Here is a 20,751-nt window from a genome sequence, read left to right on the forward strand (position 1 = left end):
ATTAATTGCGCAATGGTTTTCCTGTTTTCAGCATATGCTGAATGCGTTCTAACGTTTTACGTTCGGTACAAAGACTTAAGAAGGCTTCACGTTCTAGATCCAATAAATATTGTTCGCTAACCAATGACGCTTCTGATAAATCGCCTCCTGCCATCACATAGGCTAGTTTGGTGGCAATCTTTTTGTCGTGTTCCGAAATGTAATGACCAGCCTGCATGGAGTCAATTCCTACCAAGAACATACCCAAAGCTTGTTTTCCTAGCACCTTCACATCATTGCGTTTGATAGGTTGCGTGTAACCTTGATCTGCCATAAGTCGGGCGTAGGCTTTAGCAGTAGCAATTTGTCGGTCTTTATTTACCACGACTACATCTTTACCTTTTTGTAGCACGCCAAAATCAAAGGCTTCATAGGCAGAAGTAGATACTTTTGCCATACCAATAGCCATGAAATATTCTTGTAGCACATTCAATTCCACATCATTTTTTCTGAAGGTATCCGAAGCTCTCAAAGTCATTTCCTTGGAACCACCACCACCAGGGATGACACCTACACCAAATTCTACAAGTCCCATATAAGTTTCAGCAGCAGCTACCACTTTATCGGCATGAAGTGACAGCTCACAGCCTCCACCTAAAGTCATGCCGTGAGGGGCTGAAATGGTTGGAATGGAAGAATAGCGCATGCGCATCATGGTATCCTGAAAATACTTGATGGCCATGTTTAATTCGTCGTATTCCTGTTCTACCGCCATCATAAAAATCATACCAATGTTGGCGCCTACAGAGAAATTGGCTCCTTGGTTACCAATTACCAAACCATCAAAATCCTTTTCTGCTAGATCAATAGCCTTGTTGATTCCTGCCAACACATCACCACCAATGGTGTTCATTTTACTTTGGAATTCACAGTTCAAAATACCGTCACCCAAATCTTCAATCACCACGCCCGAGTTTTTAAAGACTTCATTGGATTTCCGGATGTTATCCAAAATGATAAAGGCATCCTGACCAGGAACCTTGAGTTGTGATTTGGTTGGAATATCGTAACAATAGGTGGCACCATCTTTCACTGTGTAGAAGGAAGTGCTTCCTGAGGAAAGCATGTCGCTAACCCAAGGTGCTGGTTCCAAACCTTCTTGTTGCATCAATTCAATTCCCTTGGCAAGGCCTATGGCATCCCAAATTTGAAACGGACCATGTTCCCAGCCAAAGCCGGCTTTCATGGCGTCATCTATTTTATAGAGTTCATTGGTGATTTCGGGGATTCTATGGGATACGTAGGCAAACATGGCCGCAAAGTTCTTTCTGTAGAATTCACCTGCCTTATCTTTACCAGATACCAGAATAGGGAAGCGGTCTATAACTTTATCAACCGTTTTGGTAAGTTCTAAAGTGGCAAATTTTGCCGATTTTTTAGAACGGTATTCCAAAGTGTCCAAATCCAAGGAAAGGATTTCACTCGAGCCATCATCGGCTTTTACTTTTTTGTAGAACCCTTGGCCTGTTTTGCTGCCCAACCATTTGTTTTCCATCATGGTACTGATAAAGCCCGGAAGTTTGAATAGCTCATGGGCTTCGTCATTTGGACAATTCTCGTAAAGACCATTGGCTACGTGTACTAAGGTATCCAGGCCAACCACATCTACCGTACGGAAAGTGGCCGATTTAGGTCTTCCTATCACAGGTCCGGTAAGTTTATCAACTTCTTCAATCGTCAAACCAAGTTCCTTAACTTGGTGGAACAAACTCATGATGCCAAAAATCCCGATTCGGTTACCTATAAAGGCAGGTGTATCTTTAGCAATCACCGAAGTTTTTCCTAGGTATTGTTCTCCATAACCATTTAGGAATTCCAAGACTTCAGGCGAAGTTTTTGGTCCAGGAATGATTTCGAACAATTTTAGGTAGCGTGCAGGATTGAAGAAATGCGTTCCGCAAAAGTTTTTTTGGAAGTCTTCACTTCGGCCTTCACTCATAAAATGAATAGGAATCCCAGAGGTATTGGACGTGATTAAGGTTCCAGGAGTTCTGTGTTTTTCAAGGTTTTCAAAAACCGATTTTTTAATGTCCAAACGTTCTACAACCACTTCAATAATCCAATCGACATTGGCCACTTTAGCAATGTCGTCTTCAAGATTTCCCGTTTGGATGCGGTTTGCAAAACTTTGGTGATATATAGGGGATGGCTTCGATTTTAGGGCAGCCCTTAAGGCATCGTTTACCAAACGGTTGCGAACGACAGCATCGTTTAGCGTCAAACCTTTGGCTTTTTCGGTGTCGTTAAGTTCTCTGGGCACGATGTCCAAAAGCAGGACTTCAACGCCAATATTGGCGAAGTGGCAAGCAATGCCGCTTCCCATAATTCCAGAGCCGATAACGGCCACTTTTTTTATGATACGTTTGCTCATTTTAAATTATGATCTTTCGTTTTGGTTAAATATTTTTTTATTGGAAATTAAGTCGTTGATCGTTTCGGCCACCTCATAGAAATGGGCCATTTTTTCTGGAGAGACATGTTTTTTTACGGCGTCGTTAAATGTGAGTACGCGATCTTTGGACAGTTCTCTTTTTTCTTTCCCGAAGGGGGTAAGGTGAATCAACACCCCACGACCATCGTCGGGGTTAGGTTTTCGTTCTATGAGTCCACGAGTTTCCATGGTTTTTAAAATGCGTGACAAACTAGTGGCCTCCATACCCATTTTTGGGCCCAATGAGGTAGATGGTGTTCCTTTTTCTGGGTCTATACTTAATAGGGTAAAACCAGTGGCCATAGTTGTCTCAAATTTTGCAGCTTCATCATTATACATTTTGTTTACTGCCAACCAAGTGGTTCTCAGGACATAGTCTATGGTTTTGTCTTTCATGAATAGTGTTTCGTTCTCTCAAATATAATAATTATTTATTATGCATGCATAATAAATGAAAAAATTAACATAAAAAAACACCTTGTGGTAAGGTGTCTTTAATTGTAAGAAATTAATTATAGATTTTATCGTATAAGTCTTGGTAAATGTCCTTGATAACGTCCCGTTTCATTTTAAGGGTAGGGGTGAGTTGGCCACCATCGATAGACCATACATCTGGAGTGAGTTCAAAACGTTTAATTTGTTCCCATTTCCCAAATTGCTCGTTGCTTTGGTCAACCACTTTTTGAATGCGATCAATAACCTCTTGGTTGCTGCATATTTCAGCATTGGTGGTTCCAATGGATTTATGTTTACGTCTGGCCCATTCTTTCACAAAATCAAAGTTCAATTGAATTAAGGCAGCTGGCATTTTTTCGCCTTCTCCAATCACCATTACTTGTTCTACAAAACGGGATTGTTTCAATTCGTTTTCCAAAAGGGTTGGAATTACATATTTCCCTCCTGAGGTCTTGAACATTTCTTTTTTACGTCCAGTAATTTTCAGGAAGCCTTCTGCATCAATTTCACCTTTATCTCCCGTATGGAAATAGTCACCGGTCATTACAGAGGCCGTTTTTTCGGGATCTTTATAGTAGCCCATCATAACATTTGGACCTTTGACAAGAATCTCTCCGTCTTCAGCAATTTTTACCTCTACATTTTCAATTGGTTTACCCACGGTTCCAATTTTAAACATATGGCCTTCATATTTTCCAACGGCAATAACAGGAGAAGTTTCAGTAAGGCCATACCCTTCCATAACCTGTAGGCCTGCTGCACAAAATATACGTGCCAATCTTGGTTGCAAAGGTGCACTACCAGATACCATGGTGTCAAGTTCACCTCCCAAGGCTTCTTTCCACTTACTGAAAATAAGTTTTCGGGCAATGCCTAACTTAAATTCGTACCAAGCACCATTTTTTTCGTAAGGCTCCCATTGTTCTCCCAGTTCAATAGCCCAATAAAAGAGCTTTTGCTTGATACCAGACAATTCTTGACCCTTGGCATAGATTTTATCATACACTTTTTCCAGAAGTCTTGGCACTACACTCATTAAATGAGGTTTTACTTCTTTCATATTGTCGCTCATCTTTTCAATACTTTCCGCATAATAAATGCTGGCTCCCATATATTGGTAGATATATATCAAGACACGCTCAAAAATGTGGCAAATAGGTAAAAAGCTCAGTACTTTAGTCCCTTTACCCGATATAGGCAAACGGGGAATGGAGTCTAGGGCATTGCTTACAATATTATGGTGGGAAAGCATGACGCCTTTAGGTCTTCCAGTAGTACCGGAAGTATAGATTATGGTTGCCAAGTCATTAGGTTGGACCGCCTTTTTTCGTTCCTCAACTTCAGCTTGGTTGCTATCGTCCTCACCTAATTTCAATAACTCGGAATAGTGTTTACAGCCCTTAATTCGGTTAAAGGAGTAGACCTTTTTTACCTTGGTGTTATGCTTAATAGTATTGACCTTGTCCAAAACCTCTTCATCGGACACAAAGCAATAGATGGCTTCACTATGGTTCAATACATATTCATAATCTTCAGGGGAAATGGTAGGATATATGGGGATGTTTTGCGCTCCCACTTGTAGCACACCAATATCCATAATGTTCCATTCGGTTCTATTGTTGGAGGAAATAACCGCAATCTTGTCATTTTTTTGCACTCCCAAGCGAAGTAGGGCTCTACTTATTGCATTGGCCTTATCTAAATAATCCTTAGTAGACGTGGCCTCCCATGTACCGTCATATTTGGTAATGAGGGCATCCTCAAGATTGTATTGTTCCAATTGGTAATATGGAAAATCAAAAAGTCGTGTTATTTCTGTCATTTAATGTTTAAGAAAATTGAAGTGTCGCAAAATAAAAAATAAATGCAGATTTTCAAATTGAACCTTTTGCGCTGCTTTATTTTTGAATTTTACAATAATTAAGCTATTTATTTTCAAACTTAATAAAAATCTTGACATCCTGTTAAGTTGCTAGAGGATTGTTGCTCTTTAAAAGGTAAATATCTACTAGTTATTTATTTACAATAGGTTAAGGGCTATGATTTTTCCTGAAATAACAATTAACCACGGTTAGTTTTCTAAATTTAATGGATTGTTTGTTGATGATAGAAAATTGTTCTAATTTTAGGTATGAGTCAGAAGTTCAGTATATTACCTTCGAAATCCTCTAGGTGGAGAACACTTTCGGTGGTGTTAATTGCGGTAGTTTTGGGCATGGGTTTGTTCATGGCCAAAGAGGCTGAATTGGTATCCTACCTTTCTGATGACCCTCAAGCCTGTGTGAATTGTCATGTCATGACACCTGTGTACAATAGTTGGATGCACAGTTCCCATCGCGAATGGGCTTCCTGTAATGATTGTCATGTTCCTCATAACAATTTGGCCAATGCCTACTTTTTTAAGGCGAAAGACGGTCTTTACCATGCTTCGGTATTTACTGCTCGTGCCGAACCTGAAGTTATTAAAATGCGAGAAGAATCTGAAGAAGTGGTGCAGGACAATTGTTTGCGCTGTCACATTCAGCAAGTTACCCAGGTAAAATATAACGGTTGGCTAGAAATGCACAATGGAAACAGAACCGACCGGAAATGTTGGAGCTGCCATCGCGAGGTCCCACACGGCAGAGTACATGGAAACTCAACGATACGATATAATATTGCCCCCTTACCAACAGACAGGGAAACTAACATTATTCCTACTTGGCTTGCTGATGAAATTAACGAATCAAAAGTAAAATGATATGAAAAACAAGGTGCTTTTTGTGATAACAATAATCGTGGTGTTTTTATTGGGGCTATTGGCATCCAGTATTATCAATAGAAAAAGTGAGGCTAGGTACAAGTATGTTCCGCAAGTGGTCATTGGGCAGAATGAGCCTAGAAATGCCGTTTGGGGAAAGAACTATCCACAGGAGTACCAATCGTTTCTTCAAACATCAGACACCTCATTTGCATCTTATCAAGGAGGCTCCAAAATGAGGGATATGTTGGAGGAAGATCCAAGATTGGTGGTGCTTTGGGCCGGATACGGGTTTTCAAAGGATTACAATCAAGGGCGCGGACATTTTTATTCCGTAGAGGACATTTATAATACGTTAAGGACTGGAGGGCCGAAGGGGGCTGGTGATGGTCCTATGCCTGCAACTTGTTGGACCTGTAAAAGTCCAGATGTCCCGAGGTTGATGAATGAAAAAGGTATTGCAGAGTTTTATTCTGGAAAGTGGGCCGATAAAGGTGCTGAAATTGTCAATCCTATTGGTTGCGCCGATTGCCATGAACCCAATACCATGAAACTGCAAATTTCCAGACCTGCCTTGGTGGAGGCTTTTGATGCCATGGGGCAGGATATCACCAAGGCTACTCATCAAGAAATGCGCTCTTTGGTATGTGCCCAATGCCATGTAGAGTATTACTTTAATAAAAATCTTCCGGGTAAGGAAGGTGTACCCTATTTGGTGTTTCCTTGGAAAAATGGCTTTGCTGTTGAGGACATGGAACGGTATTATGACGATATAGAGTTTAGCGATTGGACGCATCAAATTAGCAAGGCCCCCATGTTAAAAGCACAGCATCCAGGGTATGAGGTTTTTTCTACAGGAGTACATTACGATAGAGGGGTTTCCTGTGCAGATTGCCACATGCCTTATAAAAGTGAAGGAGGTCAGAAATTTACAGACCATCATATTCAATCGCCTTTAAACAATACGGCCAATGCTTGTCAAGTATGCCACAGGGAAGAATCGGATAAGTTGATTCGCAATGTCTATGAGCGCCAAGAAAAATCGGCACAAAGCAGATTGCAGTTGGAAGATTTGTTGGTTAAAGCTCATGTGGAAGCAGGTAAGTGCTGGGAATTGGGAGCCACGGAAGACCAAATGAAAGCCATTTTATCAGACATTCGCCATGCCCAATGGCGTTGGGATTATGCAGCAGCCTCGCATGGAGCACCTTTCCATTCGCCTGTAGAAACTGCAAGGGTGATTTCGGGAGGTTTGGTGAAAGCGCAAGATGCCAGGGTTAAATTGGCAAGACTATTGGCAGAATTAGGACATAATTCACCAGTGGAAATGCCGGATATTTCTTCTAAGGAAAAAGCTCAAGAGTACATTGGTTTGGACATGGAAAAACTGCATGCGGAAAAAGAAACATTTAAGAAAAATTTGTTACCACAATGGCTTAAGGAAGCTAAGGAACGTGAGGCCAAAATGGATGTGGTCCAAGCTGTGACACAAAATTAATTGAATCAATAAAATTCCAAATGGCCCATGCCTTGACAGTGAGACATGGGCCTTATTCTTGTTATGAACAAACTCTACCGCTTTTTTTCGTCTTCAATTGTATCGGTTATATTGTTATTGGTGTTTGCTGTTGCAATGGCTGCAGCCACCTTTGTCGAAAATGATTTTGGTACACCAACTGCATGGCACTTGATTTATGATGCCTATTGGTTTGAGTTAGTAATGTTGGGTTTGAGCATTTGCTTTGTATTTAACATTTTTAAGTACAAGCTTTGGAATCGAAAGAAATGGGCTATTTTGTTATTTCATTTGGCTTTTATTGTCATTATTTGTGGAGCCGCGATTACCCGTTATACTTCTGAATCTGGCATTATGCGTATTAGGGAAGGTGCTAGTTCTTCTACAATCATTTCTACAAATAATTTTGTGAGGGTACAGTTCAGTGAAGGAATAACTTCCAAAGTGGTTGAAAAGCAAGTGCAGTTTGCCCCCTTGGAAAAAAATATCAAGGTTTTTGAAACCGATTTTGAAGGCCAGCCGTTTAGTTTGGAAATAGATGAGTTTTTGATAGATGCCCAACCCAAGATTGTGTCTTCCGATACAGGAAAGCCTCTTTTGGAACTTGTTGTAGCCAATGAACAATCGGGACGCAATACTATTATTCTACATAAGGGGGAAATAGAAACGGTAGGTCCAAACCAAGAAACAATTGGGTTTGAGAGTCCTAAACCAACGACCATTCAGTTTTCTTTAGAAGGTGAGGGTTTGAAAATAAAGAGTCAGGAAGAATTGAGCACTTTTGTAATGGCTAGCCAACAGGCAGGAGTATTGCCAAAAGACAGTTTACAGGAAGTAAGTTTTAGAACGTTGCACCGAGCTCAAGGATTTTCTTTTGTACCGCTTACATTCCATTCAAACGGAGAATTTGTTTTGGAGAGTTCTGCTTCAGGAAAGAATAATGACAAGAATAAAGATGACGCAGTACTTGTAACAGTAAAAAGTGGAGATGAGGTAAAATCTACGTCCCTATTATTTAGGGAGGGATTTTTGCCAACCAATCATCCGTTGCAAATTGGAGATGTATCCCTTTCATTGTCTTATGGATCCAGAGCGATGGAAATACCTTTCGCTTTGCGATTGGAGGATTTTCAATTGGAGCGCTATCCAGGCTCCACAAGTCCATCGGCCTATGCCAGCGAACTGACCATTTTGGATGGAGAAGCTGTCATTCCGTATCGCATTTTTATGAATAATGTGCTGGACCATAAAGGATATCGGTTTTTTCAAGCTAGTTATGATACAGATGAGCAAGGTACCGTTTTGTCGGTTAATAAAGACCGAACAGGAACTATGGTAAGCTATTTGGGATACTTGTTAATGGGATTGGGAATGTGTTTTACCCTGTTTGGAAAGTATTCACGTTTTAGAGTGATTGGTCAAAAATTGAAAAAATTAAAGCAAGCGGTAGTCTTAGTGCTGTTATTGTTAGCATGTAGTTTCGGAATTGCTCAAGAAAACAAAAACAGTAATCTAGAGGATCTTTTGGAACGGCAACAGCTGGATAAGGAACAGGCCGAATTGTTTGGGCGATTATTGGTGCAGGATCTGGACGGAAGAATCAAACCAATTAATACCTTGGCTTCCGAGTTTTTGAGGAAATTGTCAAGAAAGCCTTATTTCAAAAATGGAGACTTTGTATTAACGGCCGATCAAGCCTTTATGGCCATGCATGTGTATCCAAACGATTGGCAGGACATTCCTGTAATTAAAATTGATAGGGAAAAGGGAGGTGGGTTATTTCATTTTTTAGAGCCTAATGCCGAAAATTTGGTAACATTCAAGTCTTTGGTAGATGTCAATGGAAATTATTTACTTTCTGAAGCTGTTGAAGTGGCTAATCAAAAAAAGCCAGCCGAACGTAATGAACAGGATAAGGAAGTGTTGAAAGTAGATGAGCGTTTCAATGTGTTGTTCAATGTGCTTTCAGGAAGTTATTTGAAAATTTTCCCCAATAAGAACGACCCCAATAATACATGGTTTCCTCCCAATCATAATTTTATTGATTTTCCGGAAGAAGATGCTGTGTTTGCTAAAAACATTCTGCCCATTTACTTTAATGATGTGGTTACGGGTGATGAAAATGAGGCGGTGGAAAAATGGTCATATATAGATACATATCAAAATGTATTGGCTAAGGAGATCATTCCTTCGGAAAAACGTATCAATGCAGAAATATGGTATAATAAACTGAATTTGAATTTTTGGCTGTTTCAGGTGTTTTTTACTTTGGGAGCCTACCTTTTGGTTATGGCCATAGTACGGATTTTTGTTCAAAATAAGTTGAGCAACCTGATGTGGGATATTGGAGTAGTCCTGACTTTGGTTGCCTTCTTGATATTTGTGGGGAATATCATCTTAAGATGGTACGTGGCACAGCACGCACCTTGGAGTAACGGTTACGAAATGATGGTGTTTGTAGCATGTGTACTTTTATTGTGTGGCTTGTTGACGTTTCGAAAATCGGATTTTGCATTGCCCTTGGCAACTTTGTTTTCAGGAGCCTTATTATTTGTAAGCTATCTAGATTGGCTCAATCCTGAAATTACAAACCTTATGCCCGTGTTAAAATCGTATTGGCTTAAGGTGCATGTGGCTACTATTGTGAGTAGTTATGCTCCTTTGGCCCTTTCGGCAGTATTAGGCTGTATGGCCTTATTGCTAATGATTTTTAAAAACTCGAAAACCGCTGAAGTTGTAAATGTGCGTATTTTGGAACTTACCTACATCAATGAAATGGCCATGACCATTGGTTTGTTTGTTTTGGCAGTGGGGACTTTTTTAGGTGGGATTTGGGCCAATGAAAGTTGGGGGCGGTATTGGGCTTGGGACGCCAAGGAAACTTGGGCACTCATCAGTATCATTGTATACGCAGTGGTGTTGCATCTTAGATTTATTCCAAAACTCAATAACAGTTATATTCTAAATGTAGCTAGTATGTTTGCATTTTGGTCAATTATAATGACTTCTTTTGGAGTGAATTATTACCTGTCGGGATTACATAGTTACGCCGCAGGTGATCCGCTGCCCATTCCAAAGTTTGTGTTTTGGGTGGCTGCTTCCATGTTTATTGTTGCTGGTTTAGCGTATTTTAAAACTAGAAAAAAGAGTAGCATGTTAACATAGGATTCCATTGATAAAGTAGGTTAGTGCTGTGGGGGGACATAAATGTAAAGAAAATGAAGGGCCCATTAAAAGTTTCAATAACTGGTCTCATCCAAGGTCACTTTCCCTCTAAATGTTCTATAGACAAATAAGGTATATCCCAACACCAAAGGAGTTCCAATGGCTACAATGGTGAGCATAATTTGCATGGATTTGGTAGAGGATGCCGCATTGTAAATATCAATATGGTATTTGTCGTCTATGGAGGACATCAACAAATTAGGATATAATTCAATGGCCACCAAAACCAAAGACAGTGCAATGGTCAACGACGAAAAAAAGAAGGCTAGTTTATATCGCTTTTTTGAGGCTAACCTAGGTAGGTTGGCAATGCTTAAAAACACCATTAAAGGCACCACGAACAAACTGGGATTACTTTTGAAATCATCAGAAAGATGAGGTATGTAAATAAGGGTGTATAAAGTGGTAATACCAAAACAGACCATAAAAAATATCATCCCTTTTTTTAGGAGTTTTGTGAGCTGCTCAAACATCTTGCCTTCTGTTTTTAATAATAGATAAATGGCTCCATGTGCCATAAACAATGATAAGGTTGTAAGTCCGGTCATGATGGCATAGGGATTCAGGAATTCCAAAAGGCCATCTCCTTGATAAAGATAATCTTCTCCTATTTGAATGCCTTGAAGTACATTGCCTAAAACCACTCCCAATAAAAAAGCCAACATAATACTGGAAATGCTATAACAAGTATCCCAAAGGGTTTTCCACCATTTCATATGTTCTTTTCCTCTAAATTCAATGGCAATAGCCCTAAAAATGATAAACACTAAAAAGAGCATAAATGGAATGTAGAGCGACGAGAAAAAGGTCGCGTACATTAATGGGAAGCCAGCAAAAAGGGCACCGCCGCCAATGACCAACCAAACTTCGTTGCCGTCCCAAACAGGTCCAACGGCATTGAGAGCCACTCTTCGGTCCAATTCTTTTTTGAAGAAGAGATGCCAAGCCCCCGCGCCAAAATCGAAACCGTCCAAAATAGCATACCCAGAAAACAAGCCTCCTACAACCAAGAACCACCAAGTGGGATAATCTATGCCTAAAAATGTGTCCATATTGTTAGTGATTTAACCGGTTATTGCTTGTGAAATTTCTTTGGTCAGCGGACGGTCATCGGTTTCTGATTCGTCATACGGACCATGTTTGATCTTTTTGTTCAGTAGGTAAAGGAACAGGATAAACAATAGGGTGTATACCAATAAAAAGAGAATCAAGGAAAAGAGAATTTGATTATCCGTAACCGATTGGGAAAAGGCATCGGAAGTACGAAGCAATCCATATACTACCCAAGGTTGCCGGCCCATTTCGGCAGCAAACCACCCCACTTGATTGGCTATTTGAGGTAGGAATACTGCAAACACAAATACCCAAAGCAACCAGCGTCGTCTAAAAAGCTTGCCCTTCCACCATAAAAAGCAGGCATAAAGCGTCAAGGCAATAAGGGTCATGCCAATGGCCACCATAATATGATAGAACTGGAACACAGCATTCACTTGCGTAGGTCGTTCATCTTCGGGAAAGGCATTCAATCCTTTTACGGGAGTCTTGAAATCGTAGTCCAATAAAAAAGAAAGACCTCCGGGAACTTTTAGACCGCTTACTTTTTGAGCTTCTTTGTCTACCCATCCAAAAATGTACATATCGGCAGGGGCCGAGGCTTCAAAATGTCCCTCCAAAGCGGCCAATTTTGCAGGTTGGTTGTGTGCAACCCCTTCTGCCGAATTATGCCCTGTAAACAATTGTCCCAATGAAAATACAGTGGCTACCACTAAGGCAATTCTAAAGGCTTTTCGGGAAATGTCTACATAACGCCTTCTTATTAAGTAATAGGCATGTACGCTTAATACCAAAAAGGCCCCGGCCAAAAAGGCTCCCAACCATACATGGGTTAAGCGATCCACACTGGAGGGATTGAATACCATAGCCCAGAAATCGGTGATTTCGGCGCGGGCATGCAAACCTTCGCCAACAATGTGATATCCTGCAGGGGTTTGCTGCCAACTATTGGCTACTACAATCCAAACTGCCGAAAACATTGAGCCAAAAAATACGCCTATGGTAGCAACCAAATGCACCCATGGTTTTACGCGGTTCCAACCAAATAGGAGGACTCCCAAGAAGCCACTTTCCAAGGCAAAGGCAAAAATCCCTTCGGCAGCCAAGGCACTACCAAACACATCTCCAACATATCTGGAATAGACGGCCCAATTGGTGCCAAATTCAAATTCCATTACTATGCCGGTAACAACTCCAATTCCAAAGGTAAGGGCAAAAATCTTGGTCCAAAATTTTGCCAAAATATGATATTCCGGACGTTTGGTCTTCACATAAAGACTTTCAAAAATCACTAATAAAAGACCTAAACCAATACTGAGGGGAGGATAGATATAATGGAACGCAATGGTAAATGCAAATTGGATTCTAGCGAGTATTTCGGTATCCATATGTGTGATCCGTTTTTATGATGGTTAATCAAAAGGAGTCTAGATACAAGAGAAGTTCTCTTGTTTTACAATGAGTTATAAAGTTAAGAAATTTTGAGATAGGAAGGCGAAGGTATTTCGTTATGTCCTGTTCCTTTTCTGTTAAAGGAAAGTGGCTATTGTTTATTGGATGAGTCAGAAATATTCACAGTTGGAATGTTTACTATTTCAATAGTACTGGATGACAAAAGGACTTTGCCTTTGGTTTGTAGTATTCTGTTGTTGATTTCATTGTTTAGGAGATGCATTGTAGAACGTCGTTTTTTGTAATCCACAATATAGCGAAGGTTGAATTGAATCCAATTGTCGGTTAGGGTAATGGCCAGAGTGGGGTCTACTTGTGCATCCTCAATATAATATTTGCCAACCACCTGTTTCCAGTTGGATTTGGAGGCTGAGACATATTCGGAAAGTAGGTCTTGGGCCACGGAAATTACTAGTTGTTTGGCCAATTCAATATCCGATCCATATTTAATGGGCAGGTTGAATTCATCCCAAACAAAAGGAAAATCTCTAGAATAGTTATACACGGGGCCTTTAAAAACAAAGGCATTACTCAATTTAACAATCCGTCCACTATAGTTGTCGCTCGAAACCCATTCACCAATTTCCATCATGGTGGTGTAAATGCTGTCAATGTCAATGACATCGCCTTTGATACTGTGTATTTCTATACGATCTCCCGGTTTGTAAACGCGTACAAAAAAGATGTAAAAAGAGCCAGCAATACTCAAAATAAGCTCTTGCAGGGTAATGGTAATCCCTGCTGTAAGGAGCCCAACGGCCAAACCGAAATCTTTAATGTTGCCCGTAAAGTAGGAAATGGCGAGAATGCCAATAAGAATGTAGCCGATAATTTCGATGCCTTTTTGCGATTTGTACTTTACAGAATTATCGGGAAGGTTTTTCTTTAAAAAGATGCGTGCCCAATGCATTAATAGAAAGATGGCCGTAATCCAAAGGAAAAATTTCAGGAAACTAGATAAGCTAGGGTGTTCCGCTATCCAATGTTTGATGTTTTCTATAGCAACCATAGACGAAATGGAGGGCAAGGCTCCTAGTTGATTAACAATACTATGAAATTAAGTCAAGAAAAGCAGAAAAGCAAAGTTTGAGGCTTATAGTAGTAGGTTATGAGGAAGTGATAGGAATGAGGCTAAATTAGCTTTATAAGGATGTATGACTGGCTACTGTATTTATTTTTTTTACGGTTATATCAAATTGTAGCCAAAGCCAAAGTTCAAATATTCCAAAAATACAAATGAGCACAGTTTCTGTTAGTTTTGAAAAATTACTTATCGGCATTCTTCTCCAAATAAAGCTTATAAAAATTGAATAGAATGCAATATTGATAATTAAGATGATTGGGGTAAGTATATTTTGATTAACGTTTAAAAACATTAGAATGACGTAGCCTATGTGAACTAGGGTGAAAAGGATTAATAAAAGTCGTATTCTTCTAAGTTCCTTCTTTAATTTAAAGATGTGTTCTATGGCGTCATTATTCATTTAGTGAGAATAGGAGTGCTTTAAGTTCTTTAAAATTAATAAAAGTTTTGGATGAAATTGGAGAAACTAAATACATATCAAAACTTTATATAATAGGCTCAATACAAACAGCATTGTTATTGATTGGTAAAGTTTCTCAAATCCCTATTGGCTCCATAGATCACTAAAATATCATGTTCACCTAAAACAGTATCTGGAGAAGCAACCCCTTGAACCCTATCTTCGTTTCGTGTTTTTCCAACCACACTTTTAACCTCTGTTTTTTTGATGGTTGTTAAAGCCAAAATATTGTATTTAGAGCGCAGCCCAATTTCTTTGATGGTTTTTCCAACATACTTATTAGGGACTTCAATTTCAATGATGCTAAAATCCTGGCTCAATTCAAAGGAGTCTACCACATTGGTCAAACATAATTTTTTGGCCCAACGTTCGGCGGTTTCTTCTTCTGGGTGAACAATTTCATCCACACCAATGGCAATGAGTACTTTTTCATGTAAAGGGTCAATGGCGCGACTAATTAAACGCTTCACTTGATAGTTCTTGAATAAAGCGGTAGCCATGACATTGGCGCCTTGGTCCTCACCAATGGCAATAATCACCACATCGGTATCTTTAAGCGGAAGCCCCGATACGGTGGACTCGTCTGTAGCATCCATGCAAATGGTATGGGAAATTCGTTCTTTGAACAAGTCTACTTTGGTCATTCGGCTGTCAATGCCAATGACCTCATTGCCTTGAGAAGTTAATTTTTCGGCCAATGACGCCCCAAAATTTCCTAAGCCTACAACAATATATTTCATGACTACACTATTTAGTTAATTGTAATTTCTTCGCTTGGGTAGCGATAGTTTTTATGTTTGATTTTTTTGAAAACGGCCACAATAATGGAGAGCATACTAACCCTACCAATAAACATAATGGCAACAACAATAAGTTTGCTAGGAGTACTCAAACTTCCGGTAATGCCCAAACTTAAACCAACAGTACTGTAGGCCGAAAAGCTTTCAAAAGCAATATTCAACAGACCTTTTTCTGGGTCGAAGACCGTAATGAGCATGATGCCTGTACCAATCACAATTAAGGATAGGGCAATGGTAGCAAAGGCTCTTTTTACGGAAATATCTGCAATTTCCCTTCTATAGACTTCAATACGCTGTTTTCCTTTGGCTAAACTCAAAATATTAAGTGTGGCAATAGCAAAAGTGCTGGTTTTAATACCACCACCCGTAGAGGCGGGGGAAGCTCCAATCCACATCAGTAAAAAGGTGATCATCACTGTTGGAAAGGCCAAGGCCTTCATGTCTACGGCATTAAATCCTGCAGTTCTTGGAGTAGTTGCGCCAAATAGGGCATTCACCAGTTTTCCGTATAGGGAATGTTCTGCCAAAGTATGGTGGTATTCCAAAATGAAAAACAACACAAAGGCAACCAGGGTAAGAGACATGGTTGTAACCAAGGTAATTCTACTGTTGATGTTTAGAACCCAAGGCTTGTAGGTTTTGACTTTGGAATTGAAACTGAACAGGTTGATGATTTTATGCTTGATTAAATTAACAATGTTCACCACAATAGGGAATCCCAATCCTCCCAACACAAACGTAGCGATAAGCACTAATTGTAGACTGTAATTAAATCTAAAACCGGTATCGTAAATACTGTTGCTCAAAGTTGAAAAACCCGCATTGCAAAAAGCGGAAATAGCATGGAATATTGAGAAAAAGGCGCGATCTGAAAATCGATCGAACAAGGATTTGTCCAAAGAGAAAAAGATAAGTATAGCCGCAGCCAATTCCACAATTGTGGTAATGACGATAATATTTTTCAAGGTACTGAATACATCCCCAATTTTTTGGGAATTGGTCATCTCACTAAGCGTTAACTGATTTTCATAAGTACTACCACCTTTAAAAAAGTAATTGAAATAACTGGCAAATGTTAGGATTCCCAACCCGCCAACTTGTATTAAAAATAGAATGATGGACTGTCCAAAATGTGTAAAGTAGGTCCCTGTATCTACCACAATCAATCCCGTAACACAAACCGCACTTGTGGAAGTAAACAGGGCATCTATGTATGAGATGCCGTTATAAGTGGCTTTGGGTAACATGAGAAGCAGGGCACCCAAGAGAATGATGGTTAAAAAGCTTAGGATGAATAATTGTGCTGGGTTGAAAAAGGTTCTGGAGAGGTTTAGCTTTTGTTCCGAAAATTCCCTGATAAAGGATAAAATTACCGCCAAAACTACCCAAAGGGGGTTTTCTAAAATTAAATCTGTTTTAAACGCTTCCCCAACAAAGAGGTACATGTAAAAAATGTAAAGACTGAAAGCGACAGAAATCACATCGAAAATGGCAACTTTACGCTTGAACAAGAGTGGGTTTTCAAAGTACCTTGCTGAGGTTGAAACCACGCCTAAGGCAATGACAATAAAGTAAAAAGCATCTATAATTTGTTGTGTAAGAGTAGCTTTTTGGAAACCGAAGTCAAAAAGAAAGGCAAACATTCCTAAAACGCTTGCCCAAAATGCAGTTGCGTAAAGGTTTTTCAAGTTGTGGTTCATGCAACAAAAATAGGTTATTCCTTACTTTATTCATAAGAATGAAACTAGTTTCAATCCACAAAATAATGATACCCTTATGAAGGAGAACTAATGAAGAAATATCTTAGGTTTTGAGAGCTATTTTTTTCTGCCAACAAACCGTATCACAGAACCGATACCGTTGTGGTAAAGCCCTTCATGTAGCGTTACTTCTGTTTCTTCCAATTCTAAAATTTCATAGTTAGGGAAATCCGATTTCAATTCTTCTTTAGAAAACAATAATGCCAAATCCCCAGGGCCACCAATTTTTGGGTTTCTGTTACGATATTCCAAGTGGTTTTTACTAAAGGCTTCCATAATAATATACCCTCCTTTTTTCAACTTTTTGTCAAGTAGTTGGTGGTACTCCGATCTTATATTTGTTGGAAAATGGGCATACACCAAAGCAATGGCATCAAAGTGTTCATTTGGGAAGTCTAATTCAGGTAAAAGTCCAACTTGGTAGTCTATGGAAACATGATTTTCTTCGGCCAGTTTTAGGGCTTTCTGTTTGCCTTCAATACTAATATCAAAGGTATGGGCCTTCCAACCAAGTGTTGCTGCATAAACCGAATTTCGGCCTTCTCCTTCAGCTCCAAAAAGGATGTTTCCCGGTTCTAGTTTTTGTAGTTGAAGCTTTAGAAATTCATTTGGGTTGGTGCCATAGGCGTAGACAGGATCTCTGTATCGGTCATTCCAAAGTTGTAACCAAGTATCGGTCATTTTTTATATTGTTAAGTTTGATATTGGCAATATACTTTAGCTAGTGCCTATGTGCAACTAAAAATCAATTTAACCTGTTCCTTTCAAGCCTGTAGAAAGGGCATTAATCAAGATTAATAGCTGTACAAGGTAGTAATCGGACTGTTTTGCATCGGTTTCGCGAATAGTTCGCCATTTTTTGAGGTAATCTACTTGAAGTTCGCTCAAAGATTTTAAGGCCAACTTTCTTAATTTCATATCTTCCATTTTAGAGATTCGTCTTGTGGCTACAGGCTCTCCCAAAATGTCGTCTATTTCCTGAAGACAAGAATGGTAGTCGTTGATAATAAGTTCTATCAGCTCTTCTTTGGTTTGCGCATCTTCAATGAGCTCCGCAAATTTTTTCATAATGTCTATATCCGAATCCATTAGGTTGGATTCAATCTGGATGAGAAGGTATTTCCAAAATGGCCAGTCTTCGGCAAGTTTTTTCAATCGCTCATAATCTTTTGGGTGTTCTTGTTGAAATTCATCCAAAGCAGCTCCTAATCCAAACCAACCACTAAGATTGAATCTGGATTGGCTCCAACTAAATACCCAAGGAATGGAGCGTAAGTCATTCAAGGTGCGTTGCCCTGTCCTACGAGCAGGTCTTGAGCCAATTTTGCTTAGTTCCAAGACATCAATAGGTGTGGCATGGGAATATAGGTCCATGAACTTAGGATGATCGAGTAGTTTTCTGTAATTTATTCTGCTCATGTCGGCCAAAGTGTCCATGATATTGTAAAGTTCGGTGTCTTTGGCTTTAGGAGCAGTTTTCATGGTTTGCCTGGCGGTTCCCGCCATAAACATTTCCAGATTATAGGTTGCCGTAAGGCGGTTGGCGAACTGATTGGCAATGGTTTCTCCCTGCACCGTCATTTTAATGTGATCGCTCAAGGATCCTGGAGGCATACTGTCTAAAAATCGGTGGACTTTTCCGCCACCACGACTAATGGTTCCACCGCGACCATGAAAGAAGCAGACTTTTACACCTAAGGCTTCAGCCGTTTTTGTGAGATTTTCTTCGGCTTTGTAAATGTTCCAACGGCTGGTCAGGATTCCTCCATCTTTGTTGCTGTCACTATAGCCCAACATGACTTCTTGTGTAAAACTATCTGAATTATCACGTTGCTGTTTCACAACAGGGTGGTTTAGGTAGGCCGTTAAAATGTCGGGTCCAGCATTTAAATCGTCAATGGTTTCCAAAAGTGGCGCCACCATAAGTCCAGCATCTTTCAACCCAACTTCTCTCAGAAATACATAAACCAAAAGTAAATCGCTTAAGGACCGCGTCATGCTCACAATGATGGAACCAATACCTTCCGTGCCATATAAGTCTACATACAGTTTTACTTCCCGAAGGTAGCCTAGAACATTATCTGCTTCAAGACCACAAGAAGTGCCACTAACCAAAAAAGGACGGTTGCTGGTAAGCTCATTATTTAGAAAGTCCAAACGTTTGTCTTCATCCCATTCACCATAGTTGGAATTTTCATATCCTGAACTTGCCAACATCTGACTGATAGCCTTTTCATGATAGGTACTGTTTTGTCTGATATCCAACTTCGCCAAATGAAAACCGAAACATTGAATAAGACGTTCAATAGGAAATAACCATTGCTTGGCCATTTGTTTGGCTCCTAAATCTATTAATACCTGTCTCAGTTTTTGAAGTTCCGATAACAAATCATTTGAAGATTTAAAATATCCTGCTTCTCCCAAGGCGTGGTTGTCTATAGTGGTGTGGTTCAAGCGAACCAATAATAAGTTGACATATTGACGGAAAGGCTCAGACGGGTTTCTATCCACCGCTTTTTGGCCTTCTTCACCAAATAATTTGGCCATGGTTTCTATATCCTTTAAAAAGCCCTTTGGAATGGACGTGATATAACTGGAAATACTCAGTTCTGCCGCGAGATCAAAAAGCTGTTCTTGGATGACCTTAAGGATGGCTTGACGATGTAATCTTAAGGTGGAGGCCGTGAATTGTGGGGTTACAAAAGGATGGCCGTCACGATCGCCACCAACCCAACTACCAAACTTAATTACTGGGAAATGTTCTGGCCATTCCAGTAGCTCTGGAGCATACCCCATGGTGGTCCACGCATGCTGCAGGCGTTGGTCTGTTAACCGAACTGCTTCGGGGAAGACATTTACAAAATAGTGCATTAGGTTGCCTCTTTCATCTTCAAGGCGTGGTTTTTGTAAATAGATTTCACCCGTAAACCACCAGCGCTCCATTAAACTGATCATTTCCTGTTTTAATTGGGCTTGTTCCGAAGTTGACCAATTAGGATTTTCTCTTTTAACCAAGAGCAGGTAAAGCTCACGGTGGATGTCCAATACCGTTAGGCGTTTGGCCTCAGTAGGGTGGGCCGTTAAAACGGGCATGACGAGTATTTCTCGTAACTTTTTGGCAATTTTCTCCTCATTCAATCCTTCGGTTTTCCATTGATGCAGTGTTTCTCCCCAAGAACCGCGTGTTGTTTCAATACCGAATTTTGTTTCAGACTCTCTTCTGTATTGAGTGGCGGCATTTTCTTCAGCTAAGTTTAATAGTTCAAAACAGATGCCAATAGCTTGGGTCATCTTTTCATTTGAACTATATTTTTTTGCAGCTGCATCTAAATTATCGAAAGGTAAAATGTCTACTAAATCTGTTTCGCCAATGGATGCCAACATCTCTTTGAAGACTGACAATAGATACTGGAAATCAAGTTTTATCTTCTCAAATCCCTTTTGTTGGAGTGATACTTTTGTCATTTTGTACTTATTTGTATTGGTGTTATGTTTGGTTTTGTTCTTAAATATAGCTGTTAATAATGGTTTACAGGAATAATATGAGCCTAATGAAGGACGAGAAACCAATTTGTAGTTCAGCGATTAAAGATAATGAATTATGTGTGATACTTATTTGATTTTCAGGTTAATAAATTGTGTTTGTTTGATAATTTCATCTGAAATGATATTTAGTACTTAATCTGAATTTTATACCCACTTAGAAGTTGATTGTATCTAAACCCTATTCTTCTT

Annotated in this window: 13 protein-coding genes; 3 read left to right on the forward strand and 10 right to left on the reverse strand. The window is 39.7% G+C overall.

Annotation, left to right across the window (positions count from 1 at the left end):
* Position 1 precedes the first annotated feature (1 nt).
* The 3 genes from ZA06_RS14940 to ZA06_RS14950 all read right to left on the reverse strand — a co-directional run bounded on the left by ZA06_RS14940 (position 2) and on the right by ZA06_RS14950 (position 4,748).
* Positions 2-2,410: a 3-hydroxyacyl-CoA dehydrogenase/enoyl-CoA hydratase family protein gene (locus ZA06_RS14940; protein WP_053978304.1), complete on the reverse strand. Its 2,409-nt coding sequence runs from the start codon at positions 2,408-2,410 to the stop codon at positions 2-4.
* 6 nt (positions 2,411-2,416) lie between these two features.
* On the reverse strand, positions 2,417-2,866 hold the full coding sequence (locus tag ZA06_RS14945; protein ID WP_053978305.1) for a MarR family winged helix-turn-helix transcriptional regulator: 450 nt from the start codon (positions 2,864-2,866) through the stop codon (positions 2,417-2,419).
* Between the two features lie 112 nt (positions 2,867-2,978).
* On the reverse strand, positions 2,979-4,748 hold the full coding sequence (locus ZA06_RS14950; protein WP_053978306.1) for an AMP-dependent synthetase/ligase: 1,770 nt from the start codon (positions 4,746-4,748) through the stop codon (positions 2,979-2,981).
* 309 nt (positions 4,749-5,057) lie between these two features.
* Between ZA06_RS14950 and nrfH the strand changes: the two genes are divergently transcribed.
* The 3 genes from nrfH (at position 5,058) to ccsA (ending at position 10,347) form a co-directional block, all read left to right on the forward strand.
* Positions 5,058-5,666 (forward strand): cytochrome c nitrite reductase small subunit, encoded by a 609-nt coding sequence (nrfH, locus tag ZA06_RS14955; protein WP_053978307.1) that lies wholly within the window; start codon positions 5,058-5,060, stop codon positions 5,664-5,666.
* Between the two features lies 1 nt (position 5,667).
* Positions 5,668-7,164 (forward strand): ammonia-forming cytochrome c nitrite reductase, encoded by a 1,497-nt coding sequence (gene nrfA / locus ZA06_RS14960; protein WP_053978308.1) that lies wholly within the window; start codon positions 5,668-5,670, stop codon positions 7,162-7,164.
* A 63-nt stretch (positions 7,165-7,227) separates the two neighbouring features.
* Positions 7,228-10,347 (forward strand): cytochrome c biogenesis protein, encoded by a 3,120-nt coding sequence (gene ccsA, locus ZA06_RS14965; protein WP_053978309.1) that lies wholly within the window; start codon positions 7,228-7,230, stop codon positions 10,345-10,347.
* A 74-nt stretch (positions 10,348-10,421) separates the two neighbouring features.
* Here ccsA and cydB read toward each other — a convergent pair whose 3' ends face one another.
* The 7 genes from cydB to ZA06_RS15005 form a co-directional block, all read right to left on the reverse strand.
* Positions 10,422-11,459 (reverse strand): cytochrome d ubiquinol oxidase subunit II, encoded by a 1,038-nt coding sequence (gene cydB, locus ZA06_RS14970; RefSeq protein WP_053978310.1) that lies wholly within the window; start codon positions 11,457-11,459, stop codon positions 10,422-10,424.
* Between the two features lie 12 nt (positions 11,460-11,471).
* Complete coding sequence (locus ZA06_RS14975) at positions 11,472-12,848, reverse strand: cytochrome ubiquinol oxidase subunit I (protein WP_053978311.1); 1,377 nt, start codon at positions 12,846-12,848, stop codon at positions 11,472-11,474.
* 155 nt (positions 12,849-13,003) lie between these two features.
* A complete protein-coding gene (locus tag ZA06_RS14980) occupies positions 13,004-13,939 on the reverse strand; it encodes a mechanosensitive ion channel family protein (protein ID WP_316931783.1) in 936 nt (311 codons plus the stop codon).
* 573 nt (positions 13,940-14,512) lie between these two features.
* Positions 14,513-15,196, reverse strand: coding sequence for a potassium channel family protein (locus ZA06_RS14990; RefSeq protein WP_053978314.1), 684 nt, complete (start codon positions 15,194-15,196; stop codon positions 14,513-14,515).
* 11 nt (positions 15,197-15,207) lie between these two features.
* Positions 15,208-16,956, reverse strand: coding sequence for a TrkH family potassium uptake protein (locus ZA06_RS14995; RefSeq protein ID WP_053978315.1), 1,749 nt, complete (start codon positions 16,954-16,956; stop codon positions 15,208-15,210).
* 117 nt (positions 16,957-17,073) lie between these two features.
* Entirely contained in the window at positions 17,074-17,697 is a 624-nt protein-coding gene (locus ZA06_RS15000) for a class I SAM-dependent methyltransferase (protein WP_053978316.1), read from the reverse strand.
* Between the two features lie 69 nt (positions 17,698-17,766).
* Positions 17,767-20,481 carry a phosphoenolpyruvate carboxylase gene (locus ZA06_RS15005; protein ID WP_053978393.1) on the reverse strand — a complete coding sequence of 905 codons (2,715 nt, stop codon included), beginning with the start codon at positions 20,479-20,481 and terminating at the stop codon, positions 17,767-17,769.
* Positions 20,482-20,751: the final 270 nt, after the last annotated feature.

Source organism: Mangrovimonas xylaniphaga, from assembly GCF_001280435.1.
GTDB lineage: Bacteria > Bacteroidota > Bacteroidia > Flavobacteriales > Flavobacteriaceae > Mangrovimonas_A > Mangrovimonas_A xylaniphaga.

Coding starts and splice junctions, on each gene's coding strand:
- ZA06_RS14940 (WP_053978304.1), bottom strand. CDS start 2,410: ATGAGCAAACGTATCATAAAAAAAGTGGCCGTTATCGGCTCTGGAATT.
- ZA06_RS14945 (WP_053978305.1), bottom strand. CDS start 2,866: ATGAAAGACAAAACCATAGACTATGTCCTGAGAACCACTTGGTTGGCA.
- ZA06_RS14950 (WP_053978306.1), bottom strand. CDS start 4,748: ATGACAGAAATAACACGACTTTTTGATTTTCCATATTACCAATTGGAA.
- nrfH (WP_053978307.1), top strand. CDS start 5,058: ATGAGTCAGAAGTTCAGTATATTACCTTCGAAATCCTCTAGGTGGAGA.
- nrfA (WP_053978308.1), top strand. CDS start 5,668: ATGAAAAACAAGGTGCTTTTTGTGATAACAATAATCGTGGTGTTTTTA.
- ccsA (WP_053978309.1), top strand. CDS start 7,228: ATGAACAAACTCTACCGCTTTTTTTCGTCTTCAATTGTATCGGTTATA.
- cydB (WP_053978310.1), bottom strand. CDS start 11,459: ATGGACACATTTTTAGGCATAGATTATCCCACTTGGTGGTTCTTGGTT.
- ZA06_RS14975 (WP_053978311.1), bottom strand. CDS start 12,848: ATGGATACCGAAATACTCGCTAGAATCCAATTTGCATTTACCATTGCG.
- ZA06_RS14990 (WP_053978314.1), bottom strand. CDS start 15,196: ATGAAATATATTGTTGTAGGCTTAGGAAATTTTGGGGCGTCATTGGCC.
- ZA06_RS14995 (WP_053978315.1), bottom strand. CDS start 16,956: ATGAACCACAACTTGAAAAACCTTTACGCAACTGCATTTTGGGCAAGC.
- ZA06_RS15000 (WP_053978316.1), bottom strand. CDS start 17,697: ATGACCGATACTTGGTTACAACTTTGGAATGACCGATACAGAGATCCT.
- ZA06_RS15005 (WP_053978393.1), bottom strand. CDS start 20,481: ATGACAAAAGTATCACTCCAACAAAAGGGATTTGAGAAGATAAAACTT.